Annotated in this window: 13 protein-coding genes and 1 other annotated feature; of the genes, 5 read left to right on the top strand and 8 right to left on the bottom strand. The window is 46.6% G+C overall.

Features of this window, described 5'->3' with window-relative positions; genetic code table 11:
* Positions 1 to 13 precede the first annotated feature (13 nt).
* The 3 genes from rpmI to AB4114_RS13250 all read right to left on the bottom strand — a co-directional run bounded on the left by rpmI (position 14) and on the right by AB4114_RS13250 (position 2,211).
* Complete coding sequence (gene rpmI / locus AB4114_RS13260; RefSeq protein WP_028553997.1) at positions 14 to 217, bottom strand: 50S ribosomal protein L35; 204 nt, start codon at positions 215 to 217, stop codon at positions 14 to 16.
* Between the two features lie 31 nt (positions 218 to 248).
* Positions 249 to 749, bottom strand: coding sequence for a translation initiation factor IF-3 (infC, locus tag AB4114_RS13255; protein WP_056609101.1), 501 nt, complete (start codon positions 747 to 749; stop codon positions 249 to 251).
* 52 nt (positions 750 to 801) lie between these two features.
* Positions 802 to 946: a sequence feature (ribosomal protein L20 leader region), on the bottom strand.
* A gap of 29 nt (positions 947 to 975) precedes the next feature.
* Positions 976 to 2,211, bottom strand: a complete 1,236-nt coding sequence (locus tag AB4114_RS13250; RefSeq protein WP_441988885.1) for a glycosyltransferase family 2 protein — start codon at positions 2,209 to 2,211, stop codon at positions 976 to 978.
* A 690-nt stretch (positions 2,212 to 2,901) separates the two neighbouring features.
* Here AB4114_RS13250 and AB4114_RS13245 point away from each other — a divergent pair.
* Positions 2,902 to 3,432 (top strand): phosphatase PAP2 family protein, encoded by a 531-nt coding sequence (locus tag AB4114_RS13245; protein WP_441988884.1) that lies wholly within the window; start codon positions 2,902 to 2,904, stop codon positions 3,430 to 3,432.
* Positions 3,433 to 3,435: 3 nt separating this feature from the next.
* Positions 3,436 to 4,563, top strand: coding sequence for an MGDG synthase family glycosyltransferase (locus tag AB4114_RS13240; protein ID WP_441988883.1), 1,128 nt, complete (start codon positions 3,436 to 3,438; stop codon positions 4,561 to 4,563).
* A 58-nt stretch (positions 4,564 to 4,621) separates the two neighbouring features.
* Here the strand turns inward: AB4114_RS13240 and trmB are convergent, their stop codons facing one another.
* Complete coding sequence (trmB, locus tag AB4114_RS13235) at positions 4,622 to 5,386, bottom strand: tRNA (guanosine(46)-N7)-methyltransferase TrmB (RefSeq protein WP_171631203.1); 765 nt, start codon at positions 5,384 to 5,386, stop codon at positions 4,622 to 4,624.
* A 147-nt stretch (positions 5,387 to 5,533) separates the two neighbouring features.
* Positions 5,534 to 6,181 (bottom strand): WGxxGxxG family protein, encoded by a 648-nt coding sequence (locus AB4114_RS13230; RefSeq protein WP_441988882.1) that lies wholly within the window; start codon positions 6,179 to 6,181, stop codon positions 5,534 to 5,536.
* Between the two features lie 170 nt (positions 6,182 to 6,351).
* Between AB4114_RS13230 and AB4114_RS13225 the strand changes: the two genes are divergently transcribed.
* From AB4114_RS13225 to AB4114_RS13215, 3 genes are all read left to right on the top strand, one after another.
* A complete protein-coding gene (locus tag AB4114_RS13225; protein WP_441988881.1) occupies positions 6,352 to 7,332 on the top strand; it encodes a TIGR01212 family radical SAM protein in 981 nt (326 codons plus the stop codon).
* Between the two features lie 181 nt (positions 7,333 to 7,513).
* Positions 7,514 to 8,086 (top strand): class I SAM-dependent methyltransferase, encoded by a 573-nt coding sequence (locus tag AB4114_RS13220; protein ID WP_441988880.1) that lies wholly within the window; start codon positions 7,514 to 7,516, stop codon positions 8,084 to 8,086.
* A 72-nt stretch (positions 8,087 to 8,158) separates the two neighbouring features.
* Entirely contained in the window at positions 8,159 to 9,124 is a 966-nt protein-coding gene (locus AB4114_RS13215; RefSeq protein ID WP_441988879.1) for a type I phosphomannose isomerase catalytic subunit, read from the top strand.
* Between the two features lie 83 nt (positions 9,125 to 9,207).
* On the opposite strand, the gene AB4114_RS13210 is transcribed toward AB4114_RS13215, so the two are convergent.
* The 3 genes from AB4114_RS13210 to AB4114_RS13200 form a co-directional block, all read right to left on the bottom strand.
* Positions 9,208 to 10,710, bottom strand: coding sequence for an IMP dehydrogenase (locus AB4114_RS13210; protein ID WP_441988878.1), 1,503 nt, complete (start codon positions 10,708 to 10,710; stop codon positions 9,208 to 9,210).
* 153 nt (positions 10,711 to 10,863) lie between these two features.
* On the bottom strand, positions 10,864 to 11,289 hold the full coding sequence (locus tag AB4114_RS13205; protein ID WP_441988877.1) for a pyridoxamine 5'-phosphate oxidase family protein: 426 nt from the start codon (positions 11,287 to 11,289) through the stop codon (positions 10,864 to 10,866).
* A 122-nt stretch (positions 11,290 to 11,411) separates the two neighbouring features.
* Positions 11,412 to 13,175, bottom strand: a complete 1,764-nt coding sequence (locus tag AB4114_RS13200) for a B12-binding domain-containing radical SAM protein (RefSeq protein ID WP_441988876.1) — start codon at positions 13,173 to 13,175, stop codon at positions 11,412 to 11,414.
* Positions 13,176 to 13,187 lie beyond the last annotated feature (12 nt).

Here is a 13,187-nt window from a genome sequence, read left to right as displayed (position 1 = left end):
TGCTGCGTTACAATTAACCTTTGATAAGGGACAGTTGTTGTTGCAAACGACGTACATCGCCAGGAGCCATTGTTGGGTTCGTGGACAATACGCGTTTTTGCTTGGATGATTTACCAGAAAGCAAGTGGTTCTTACCTTGTTTGTATCTCATCACTTTGCCTGTGCCAGTGATTTTGAAACGGCCTTTCAGGCTGCTGTGTGTTTTCATTTTCGGCATGTTGTTGTTCCTCCTAATTTAGTATACTCGCCTAAGTTGTCGCTTTTGGCGTTAAGATCATGATCATGCTTCTTCCCTCAAGCTTAGGAGCACGCTCCTGCGAGGAGATTTCAGCAGTTTCTGTAGCAAGGCGCTCAAGCACTTTGCGACCAATCTCCGAGTGTGCAATTTCACGACCACGGAAACGAACGCTAGCTTTAACTTTATCGCCTTCACCAAGAAACTTAACTGCGTTGCGAAGCTTCGTTTGGAAGTCATGTTCATCGATCGTCGCACTCAGGCGAATTTCTTTGATATCCACAATCTTCTGATTCTTACGTGCTTCTTTTTCTTTCTTCTGCGTTTCATAACGGAACTTGCCGTAATCCATAATGCGGCAGACAGGCGGCTTCGCCGTCGGTGCAACGTTTACTAAATCAAGGTTCGCGTCAAGTGCAATTTGAAGAGCTTCGCGAATTGGTGTTATACCAAGTTGTTCTCCGTCCGCCCCAATAAGGCGTACTTCCTTCACACGAATCTCGTCATTAATCATATGGTCTTTGCTAATCGTGTTCCACCTCCATAAAGTATGTAACTCTCTTCCAAATATAAAAAAGATGCGGGCACAGTGGGCCCACATCTTCATCAATAACAGGTTTAAGACAAACCTATTGAATATACATGATGATTCATTCAAACCAGCCAACGTTACGTTAGTCAGGTGAGAAGCGGGCGCTTCTGCTTTACTTGAAACATATTATCATCTCATTCTAGAAAAGTCAACTCACTTGTTTACTTTTCATTTCATCCAACCGGATGACACGCGTATGCTCGGTGTGACTCCATTGTTTGTTGTTTTGCGTGAAGAACGCATAGAACGTAATTGGCCACCAAGACAGCATGAAAATTGGGTAAAGCAACAAATATTTGTACGTCTTCTTATGAGCCTTCTCTATCAGCATAGACATCGGAAGCAACACGTAGATCGCCAAGCTAAGTGAATTGATGACAACCGGATTAACATGCACCAGAGCTGAGTCAGCCGTCCCGTGCGATGTCATGGACTGAATCCAAAGCATAACGGTTAATATGGCACCAAAGAAGAAATTGTATACATTCGCCGAATAGATCGCCGCGTCAATTTTCATCCAGCTTCCTGTCTTAATCCCTTGCCATAGCAATGGGAAGAAGAAGCGTTTGGCTACTTCAAAGTGTCMTTGCATCCAACGTAAACGCTGTTTAGCAGAAGCGTTGAAGGATAGCGGTTTCTCATCGTAAACACGCGTATCATAGTTGAATGTAGGTTTGATTCCCATTTGAACACATCGCATTGAAAATTCAAGATCCTCGACCAAGCTCGTTGCGCGCCAGCCAATTTCCTTTAACAAATTGGAGTCGAAGCACATGCCCGTACCGCCAAGGAAATTGGCTAGTCCCAGGTTGGATCTAGGGGTTTGAACAAAACGGTTCGCGTAGAAGTAGGAGATAGCGAAAGACCCCGTAATCCATGAATCATTCGGATTCTTGGTATCTAGGTAAGCTTGAATCACGCGGGAGCCTGAACACAGATCATTATTCATGTGAATCAAATAATCTGGACTAACCAGGTTATCCGCATCAAACATCACGATGCCATCGTACTGACGCTCACGCTTCCATAACTCTTTGAGCATCCATTCAATCGCATACCCTTTTCCTCTAAGGTTCGGGTTATGGCGCTCCATCGCATACACCCCGTGGTGACGGGCAATGTCAGCCGTGTTATCCGTGCAGTTGTCACAAATCACGAAGATGTCATAAAGCTCTCGCGGATAATCTAAGGTCTTCAGGTTCTCAATTAAAGCTCCGACGACTTGTTCCTCATTATGAGCCGCAACCAATACAGCAAACGATTTCTGTGGAGCAAACATCTTTTTGTTTTTGGGACGATACCAACCAAAAAACGTTAAAAACAACTGATACGCACCGATCAAAGCCAAAAAGACTTGAACGGAAAGCATAATCTTGTCTAGCATGAAGCAAAGTCCCCCTTTTTTTGTGCACGTCAGCTATCTTTTTGTATGCCTAGTGCGTTTATGTACAGGTCATTCATGTTAACAAACTAACGGTGAAACAATCGTTTCTGATTTTCCTCTCTTTCCCCCTGTTTGTCAAAGTCTGCAAACTTCGAAAAAGCGTCAGTTCTTTGATTTTTGGGAGGTTCGCACACACCGAATAGAGCATGCGCTTGAAATCAGGTCGAAAATGTCTTGTTTTCATCGTTTTTCATATATTGTGTACCAAAAGTTCACCATTTAGACGAACACTGTCTTTTCTATCTGGTGACGTCCTTATTATAAATTACTCAGCTATTCGCTGACAACTTTTGCTTAAATACCCTGTTAATGGATAGCTTTACAGACCTTAAAAACATTCGCATAACAAAGTCTGTAAGAGTCCGTCGTTCACAATTAGGACATATCAAGCCTTAGTTGTGGCGGCATATCCGCTCCAAATTTCGGAAACACTAGCCATACATATTACGAACTTAGCTGGGGCAGGTTGAAGATAATTGCCATCCTACCATACAAATGTTAACGCCAGATTAGTGCAACATTAATTTGAATTTATGAATATTTATCATCCAGTTAATCCTCCTCTAATAAACACATCGTATGATAGAGGTAGCGAGCAGCATTTCCAAGTTTAGAAGGAGGCGGTTACTCATGAGCAGCAAAGTTGTCCATTGGCTTCAAGATCATGAAACACGTCTATTCCACTTCGTCAATCAACGGATCCAACATCATTTTCTGGATCAATTCTTTACGAAGATCACCCATTTGGGCGGTGCCACAGCATCCATTATGATCTCTTTATGCTTGGCCTTTTTTGGGCAAGGTTCGCTGCGTATAGCTGGACTTCAAGCCCTGTTGGCTTTAACCATCAGCCATATTCCTGTTGCTATTATGAAAAAGAGATATCCTAGACTTCGCCCTTATCTTGTCCTTCCTCAAACCATTACACATAAAAACCCTCTGACGGATCACTCGTTTCCCTCTGGGCATACCACGGCTATTTTCTCGGTAATCATCCCTTGCGTGAATGCTTTCCCCATGCTAGGACTCTTACTAATCCCTCTTGCCTTAGTTGTCGGTATGTCGCGGATGTACTTAGGACTCCATTATCCATCGGATTGTATCGTAGGTTGCTTGATTGGAACGACGGTATCGGTAGTGACAGTCGCATTCTGGGGGTAAAACATGGAACATGTATCGCGAAAAAGAAGAGTGCTCATCCTATCAGAAGGCTTCGGTGCCGGCCATACGCAAGCTGCATTCGCACTAGCCAGCAGCTTAGAACAGCGCTGCTCTACGATCGAAACGCGTGTTGTGGAGCTCGGCTCCTTCCTACATCCCACGCTGGCACCTTGGATTCTCGGCGCTTATAAGAAAACCATTGCTGTACAGCCTAAATTGTACGGTCGGTTGTACCGTGCTCAATATCAAAAATCGCTTAATCCGTTGACGCAGCTCGCCCTCCATCGCATTTTTTATGCACAAACGGCAGCTATGATCAGGCATTGGGCGCCGCAAGCCATCGTATGTACGCATCCTTTCCCCAGCGTCGTTGTTTCACGATTGAAAAGAGCAGGCTTGCATATCCCCTTATGCACCGTTATCACCGACTACGATGTTCATGGGACATGGGTCAGCCGTGAGGTGAATAAATACATGGTGTCTTCCGAAGATGTTAAACATAAGCTCATCATTCATGGCATCGCGGCCGCGCATGTCGAAATTACGGGAATCCCGGTGCATCCCAGTTTCAGAGAAGTCCATGATCGAACTTTAATTCGACAGCAATTCAATCTCTCAGCGAGGCCAACTGTATTGGTTATGGGTGGAGGTTGGGGACTTATCGGCGGCGATTCATTGAGCGAGCATTTACTGACATGGAGAGACCAAATTCAGTTTATTTTCTGCTTAGGAAATAACCACAAGGCCATTGCGAAACTCGCGGCAGATCCGCGGTATCAGCATCCCCATATTCACCTGCTCGGATTTACACAAGAGATTGGCAAGTTGATGGAAGTCTCCGACCTGCTCGTTACGAAGCCTGGGGGAATGACGTGTTCAGAAGGACTGGCCAAATCGATTCCCATGTTATTCTATGATCCCATTCCAGGCCAAGAGGAAGAAAACGTACATTATTTTACTAGACATGGCTTCGGAGAATCGATCCAGTCAGCTGATACGATCTCGCATTGGTTGTCCATGCTGGCTAGCCGCTATGCGGATGTGCAGGCCAAGCGCGTTTCCAATCAACATAAGAAGAGTCACCTGCCCGTGGGTGATGGTTCAGAAGTCATTCTCCAACTGTTAGGATGAAAAACAGACTATCCTTGCTGCTCATTGGCAACATGGATAGTCTGTTTTTGTTAGAAACTTATTCGGCTGATTCTTTCGATTCAGCTGCTAAGGCGGATGCAGCGGCTTCCTTCAACTGCTCTTGATGTGATGACAATGCCTCTTGTCCGATCACAACTTCAAGGCGGTGAATATTCATGCCTTGTCCTGCGAATTTCGTTTCGTACTCCGTCATCACATGATCAGGATGAATGCCATCCACGTGAAGATTCAGCGAAATATTGCGCATTCTTAGTCCCATATCCGCAAAAGAATTCAATGAAAATTCGAATAAGGATTGCGAATCGGTTTTCAAATGAATTTCGCCCTTGGCGTTCAGAATTTGTTGATATTTGGCAACAAAACCTGGATGCGTTAGACGTCTGCGCGCATGCTTCTTCTTCGGCCATGGATCACTAAAATTCAAATACACGCGCTCTAGCTCACCTTCAGCAAATGCTTCTTCAATATGCTCGATATTGAACAACATCAGCCTTAAGTTTGGAATGCTAAGCACCGCATCTTCTTCATTTTCCACGGTAATTTCATGTGCAACCTTAGCTTTCTCACTTGCCTTGCGAATCAATTCATCATACATATCCACACCAATGAAATTGATATTCGGATATTTCTTGCTCATTTCACTAATAAAGCGCCCTTTGCCCATACCTAGCTCGGCATGAATCGGGTTATTGTTTCCGAACAACTCGGACCATTTGCCCTTATAATCTTTGGCATTTAATACAACGAGTTCTTTTTGACGCTCTATATCTTCTCTGATACCTTTTCTGCCCCGTAAACGCATTCTTCATTTGCCTCCCACACGTACATGCTTTCGAATACAAATCATAGACGATTCTATAAAAAAAATCAAAACTTTCCTCTAGTAGATGAATGGAAGAATGAAAGAAAACACCCTCCAAATGGAAGGTGCTTCGCTCTTAGAAGATATTTATTTGTAGCTTTCGTCTCTTCTACTGTTATTGCTTCGGAGTCCCGCTAAGCCCAATAAACCTACTAGACCTAACCAACCCCAATTACTGCCTTTATTAGTCGTTGTTGCATAAGCGCGATAAGAATTACCCTTAGTGCTTGGTGATGCAGTTGATACGCTTTTCGTACTCATTCTATCAACCATGTTTGCGCTGCGATCGACCCCCCGCTCAACCGCATTGGCTCCGCGTTCGACACCTCTCTCAACTGCRTTTGCCCCTCTCTCAACTGGATTCGTTCCATATCCATTCATATGGTCCATAACGCCAGTGCCTCTCCCGGTTGTTCCATAGCCAGAATACGTGTTCGGGATCGTTAGAGTCCCATTATAGACGCCGTTCGTTCCATTCCCGCTAAAGTTGTTGACGCCTGTTCCAAGCCCCATTCCTGGGGAAGTAGCATCATAGTTGCTTCCTGTATACCCCGTTGATGTCGTAGTCCCCGTTGATGTCGTTGTCCCCGTTGTCCCTGTCCCCAATGTCCCAATTGGTGATCCCGTTCCGACCGCATTTCCAGTGTCCATTTGAGTTGCCTGAACACCTGCTGCTCCCATACTTAAAGCTGTTGTCAATGCTACCGCCAAAGTTATCGTGCGAAACTTTTTCATGTAGTTCATTTCCCCTCTCAGCTCGAAATTGTGGTGCAAAGTTATCATGCTCGTAGTTGAGTGGTTTTATCGGGGAACTTGTTGGAAAGGCAGGGGTCGCTTTCATGTGTAAATTTCGCTACAATATAGGTTGAAGCAAGCGAAGCAACGAAAGAAAGGATACATGTCCTATGTCTACAATGATTCAGGAATCACCTCAGCTTTGGGGAGATAAACGTTTCCATACATGGAATTATGAAATGCGCGAGAATCTAGGCGGTAAAGTATTCAAAGTCATGCTGGATGCTGGTTTCACATGTCCGAATCGCGATGGCAAAATTGCAACAGGCGGATGCACCTTCTGCAGTGCACGTGGATCAGGAGATTTCGCAGGAAGTCGCCGCGACGATCTTGTCACACAATTTAACAAGATCCGTGATCTTCAGCATCAAAAATGGCCCGAAGCCAACTATATTGGCTATTTCCAAGCTTACACGAATACCTATGCGCCCGTTGAAGAGCTGCGGGAATATTATGAAGAGATTTTGAAGCAGCCTGGCGTCGTCGGCTTGTCTATCGCCACGCGGCCAGATTGCTTGCCAGATGATGTCATTGACTATCTAGCTGAATTGAATCAGCGCACCTATTTATGGGTGGAAATGGGTCTACAAACCGTCCATGAGTCCACTTCCGTGCTCATCAATCGCGCCCATGATACCCAATGTTATCTAGATGCTGTAGCCAAATTGCGCAAACATAATATTCGCGTGTGTGCACACATTATTTATGGCTTACCTGGAGAAACCCATGAGATGATGCTGGATACAGGGAAAGCTGTCGCTCAGATGGATGTACAAGGTATCAAGATCCATCTTTTGCATCTCATGCGCAAAACACCCATGGTGAAACAATATGAAGCTGGTTTATTGCAGTTCTTGGAGAAAGATGAGTATGTGAAGCTGATCGTGGATACTTTGGAAATATTGCCGCCAGAGATGATTGTTCATCGACTCACTGGAGATGCCCCGCGGGATCTGCTGATCGGACCAATGTGGAGTCTTAAGAAGTGGGAAGTGTTGAACGCTTTTGATAAATTGCTGACGGAGCGAAATACATGGCAAGGGAAGTATTGGGCTGGGAAAGAAAGTGTTGAAGGCGTTACTGCACACTAGTTATGGATGAAATACTGCGGGAAAAACAGCCCAGCTCCCAACGCGCGGTGGCTGTCAAACCCGTGAGTTGGTGGAACGGAAACTAAGCCAATTTCTGTACAAATAGCGTACTCTCGTTCCTTATTTCCTGGGAAATTGTCGAGAAATGCGTTAGTAAGCAAACATTGGAGGCACTCTACACATGGGATTTGTTTCAGTTCTGAGTTATGTACACCAACTAATCGGACAACGTGTCGGGCCTGGTGATACCGTTATTGATGCCACGCTTGGCACTGGCGTAGACGCCTTGTTCATGGCGAAGCTCGTAGGCGCTCGCGGCAGCGTCTACGGCTTCGATATCCAGCAGGCTGCGCTGGATCAAACGCAGCAGCGTCTGGCGAGAGAGCTGCCAGACGCCCGAGTAACCATGAGCTTATGCAGCCATGCGCTCATGGAAGCGGCGGTGCCGCAAGACCGCCACGGCAAGGTAGCCGCGGTCACCTTCAACCTCGGCTACCTGCCGGGAGCCGATACAGCCATTATCACAGAGCAGGCATCGACGATTCCTGCTCTTGAAGCTGCCCTCCGCCTGCTGCGCAAAGGCGGAATTGTGACCATCGTACTGTACAGCGGGCACGATGGCGGGTCTGAAGAAGCCGCAGCAGTCGAACGCTGGGCGGAGAGCTTGCCGCTCGCAGCGTTTCAAGTGCTGCGGTATCAATTTGCCAATCGCAGCGCCTCCGCGCCGTATCTCTTGGCTCTAGAAAAACGGTAGTCGCATGATATAATGCTAGAGTGGAATAAATGACAGATTGCTAGAATAGACTAGGAGAAAGTAGGGATTGTTTTGAAATCATACCCGCTGCAATTTCAACCTGAAATGAAAGAACGTGTTTGGGGAGGCAGAACCCTCGAACGATTCGGCTTTGTGCTGCCAGAAGGCGCGATCGGTGAAGGCTGGATGATCGGCGATCACCCAAACGGAACGACGAAAGTTATCAACGGCGAATTAGCTGGCTTAGGTCTGGACGAAATTCGTGAGAAATACGGCAAAACGCTGTTCGGCTCAAAAGGATTTTCCGAGAAAAATGGCCGTTTTCCACTATTGATTAAACTGCTGGATTGTGAAGACGATCTATCCGTACAAGTTCATCCCAATGATCATTACGAGAACCTCGCGGCTGGTGAACTTGGCAAAACAGAAATGTGGTATATTCTCGATGCTAAGCCAGGCGCCAAAATTATATATGGCATGAAAGAAGGCGTAACACGGGAAAGTCTTGCAGAAGCGATTGCGGAGAACCGCATTATGGATTGCTTACAAGAAGTTCCTGTCGAAGCCGGAGACTCCTTCTACATACCTGCTGGTACCGTTCACGCGTTAGGTGCGGGTGTGCTCGTAGCAGAAATTCAACAAAACTCGGACACAACGTACCGTTTGTATGATTACAACCGTCCAGGCTTAGATGGCAAAATGCGTGAGCTGCACATCGAGGATTCCCTCAATGTCATCGCGTATGAAGGATCAGGCTCCACGCGTATGAAGACGGATTTGGCGGAAGCCGGAACTTGGCTGACGCTCGCGTCCTCTCCTTTTTTCACCGTGGAAAAAGGTCTTGTAGGACCGCAATGGGAGCTCACAACTACGCCAGACAGCTTCGTTATTCTTGTCATCGCGGATGGCAACGGGACACTGCAATGGTCAGATGGTCAAATTGCGACAAAGCCTGGTGATTGTTTCTTGCTTCCAGCTGATCTGGGCAACTACTCACTTGAGGGCAACATGACAGTGATTCGCAGCTACTTACCATAAATTTCGTAAGCTAAAATGAAAAAAGCTCTCTGATAGCAGCCGTGGTTGACGGGCACTGTCAGAGAGCTTTTTATTTATCGCTGCTAACCTTCTTCCGAAAGGCTGCTTTCTTTGAGGATGACGTCATGTGCTCCGCCTTCAACTAGGCTGGTTGCGGATACGAGAGCAATTCTCGCATTAGCTTTCAGCTCGTCCAGCGTTAAGGAACCACAGTTGCACATGGTAGATTTGATTTTACCGAGCGTCTTGTCCAAGTTCTCTTGCAGACTTCCCGCATAAGGAACGTAGGAATCCACGCCTTCTTCGAACAAAAGCTTGCTTTTGCCGCCTGTATCATAACGCTGCCAGTTACGGGCACGATTGGAGCCTTCGCCCCAGTATTCTTTCACGAAGTTGTTACCCACTTTAAGTTTTCTTGTCGGGCTCTCATCGAAACGAGCAAAATATCTGCCCAGCATAACGAAGTCAGCACCCATCGCCAAAGCAAGGGTCACGTGGTAGTCATGTACGATACCACCATCGGAACAGATCGGGATATACGTACCTGTTTCTCTGAAGTATTCATCTCTCGCTTCAACAACCTCCATCACAGAGGAAGCTTGACCGCGGCCAATACCCTTTTGTTCCCGGGTAATACAGATGGAACCGCCGCCGATACCCACTTTAATAAAGTCAGCACCTGACTCTACAAGATACCGGAATCCTTCACGATCAACAACGTTACCGGCACCAATTTTCACATCAAAATTCTGTTTCACATACTGCACAGTCTCATGCTGCCATTCGCTGTAACCGTCTGAGGAATCGATCACGAGAATATCTACACCCGCTTCAACAAGCGCAGGAACTCTCTCCGTATAATCCTTCGTATTGATCCCAGCGCCGACAATGTAACTCTTATTCTTATCAAGCAGTTCCATTGGGTTCTCTTTGTGCTCATCATAATCTTTGCGGAAAACGAGCGTATCCAGATTCCCATTGTCATCCACAATCGGTAAGCAGTTCAGCTTATGATCCCAGATTAGGTTGTTCGCTTCCGAAAGCGAAATACCGGATGTACCGTAAATTAATTTCTCGAAAGGTGTCATGAATTCCGAAATTTTACGATCTAGCGGATCGCGGCTCTTGCGGTAGTCACGGCCGGTTACGATCCCCAGCAATTTTCCATTCGCTGTGCCATCATCGGTGATCGCAACGGTTGAGTGCCCTGTCTCTTCTTTCAAAGCTAGCACATCACTAAGTGACTGCCCAGGTTTCAGGTTGGAGCGACTCACGACGAAACCAGCCTTGTACCCTTTTACCTTGCGCACCATCAGTGCTTGCTCTTCAATTGACTGAGAGCCAAAAATGAACGAAATCCCGCCACTACGCGCCAATGCAATAGCCATTCCATCATCGGATACGGCTTGCATGACAGCAGAAGAAAACGGGATATTCAGGGAGATGGCTGGCTCCTCACCCTTATTAAACTTGACTAACGGAGTCTTCAGCTTAACATTTGCCGGTGTACAATCCTTCGTCGTTAGATTAGGAATCAACAGAAACTCACTAAACGTACGCGATGGTTCCATATAATACGTAGCCACTTTACATTTCCTCCTAAATATAGGGATTTTTGAGCGCAGCTCAAAGTCTCTCCTTTGATTGATCCATAGGTAAATTTTTATAATCTTATCACTGAACCTTGCCTGTGGTCAATGGATTTTTTAGGGAAATGTTCAGTAGGCTACGAGAAGGCGTTATTTCGTCCAAACTTGGGGCTCAGAACCCTTGCTCGAATACTCAATATAGGACGGAGAAATGTCCATCACGACATAGTTAGGATCGTGCGGCCCCTCAAACCATTCCTTCATATCATCGTTCCACAGCTTCTCGCGAAGCGCATTGTCCGAAGAGATCTTAGCCGTAGCTTGGATTTGCAAAATGTTCGGCGTAGACTTCCCGTCATATCCCACAAGAATATGCACATGGGGATTCTCTTGGAGTTCTTCAACTTTATCTGTTTTCTTACTCGTCGTTAGATAAATCTCCAACCCATCGTGAAACAAAGCCATATAACGCACCTTCGGCTTGTTACCGTCAATCGTCGCAAAGGAGCACACCTGATTGGCGTTCAGCACTTGAATGATTTGCTCTTCGAGTTGTGTTTTTTTCGTTTCGATCATAGTTAGCTCTCCTCTCAGTCTCAAACTGCTTTAACTACCCTAGATTACCCATATGGGCGGGTGTTCAATCGTTTCCCACGAAAAAAATCCCCCTCACGCTAGGCGTGAAGGGGCATGGATGGTTAGATCGTTGCCAGCTGTTGCAACGGCATCGTGTAGTAGGACGCCGGCTTCTGCGCATCCGGCGGGAAGTGAACGACAAGCAGCTCCTTGCTGCTTTCGTCGATGTGGCCGCTTTGCAGATACGTCTGCAAAGCGAACGGCAAGACCTCAAGCATGGCATGCTTGTGGAGGTCTTTCTCATTGATGCGGAGGCTGTGGAAGTCTCCGCTGACGAGCTCAGGCTGCTCCGCAAGCAGCTTGAGGTACGCATTCTGTTCGGACTTCTCCAAGGTGAAGTCCCACCAGATTTTGCGCGGCTTATATTTATGGCCGAGGAAGTAGTCAAGCTTCATCAAGCCTTCGATGATGTGCATGTTCGTAGTGCCGCGATGCAGCAGGAACTCGCGTAAGCGAGTGAACAGATCCTCGAGCTGATGCCCGATCTTCTGCCAGCCGCGGCCTTCCCAGAAGTCGCCGAATTCTTGGAAGAAATCGAATGCGGATGGGAACTCATTCGCGATGAGATGTTTCACCGTATGATCCATCCGGTGAGCGTTCCAATACTTCTCGAGCACATCCTCCACGCGCTTGATGCGAATCAAGTCGGTGAATGGCAGGATGTCGTTGCCGAGAATCTCGTAAGGTGCGTGATCCATATACTTATAGCCATATTTATGGGCATCTTTACGCATGCCTGTGCCACGCAGCATCTTGAGGAAGCCAAGTTGCAACTCTTCTGGTCCTAGCTCGAAAACGTCGTTAAACGTTTTACGGAACGAGTTATAATCTTCTTCCGGCAGTCCGGCAATCAGATCGAGATGCTGATCAATTTTGAGACTGTTTTTCACCTTAGACACGGTACGGCTCAGCTTGAAGAAATTCTGTCTCCGCTGCACGAGGTCATTCGTCGTGTCATTCGTCGATTGCACGCCGATCTCGAAACGGAACGTACCCGGAGGAGCATTTTCAGCCAAATAATCAAGCACTTCAGGACGCATAATGTCTGCCGTAATCTCGAATTGGAACACCGTGCCACGGTGATTTTGAATAAGGAATTCAAAGATTTCCATCGCATAATCCCGTTTAATATTAAACGTTCGATCCACGAATTTGATCAGCTTTGCGCCCGAATCAATCAAGTACAGCAGATCCGCCTTGGTCCGCTCCATGTCAAAATACCGCACACCCACCTCGATACTCGATAGGCAGAATTGGCAGGAAAACGGACAACCACGGCTCGTCTCGAAGTAGACAACACGATTCGCTAAGCTCGGAAGATCTTCCTTGAAGCGATGTGGTGACGGGATATCATCCAGCTTCAACTTCGGTCTGCCCGGCATCAGGATCACTTCTTGCTCCTTGCGGTAGGCAACGCCGTAGACGAAGTGGTATTTGCGTGTTGTCGAGATCTCTGTCAGCAGCTGATGGAAGGTCTCTTCCCCTTCGCCCATCACGATGAAATCCACCTCAGGGATGCGCTCCATCCAGTAATCCGTGTCATAAGAAACCTCAGGTCCACCAAGGACGATGATGAGTTCGGGACGGATTTTTTTGATCATTTTGATAATGTTGATCGTCTCTTCGATATTCCATATGTAGCAGGAAAAGCCCAGCACATCTGGCGCCTTCTGATAGATGTCAGAGACCACATTCATAACGGGATCTTTAATCGTATATTCGGTTATTTCAACATCAAAATCCTTCTCGCAGAACGCTTTGAGATAGCGTAAAGCCAAGGAGGTATGAATGAATTTGGCGTTCAATGTGGATAAAAGTACGTTCATATGGAAAAACCT

Source organism: Paenibacillus sp. 2RAB27 (genome assembly GCF_052115445.1).
In the GTDB taxonomy this organism is placed as follows: Bacteria; Bacillota; Bacilli; order Paenibacillales; family NBRC-103111; genus Paenibacillus_E.
The sequence above is the reverse complement of the archived record's forward strand: the minus strand, read 5'-3'. Positions and strand labels throughout refer to the sequence as shown.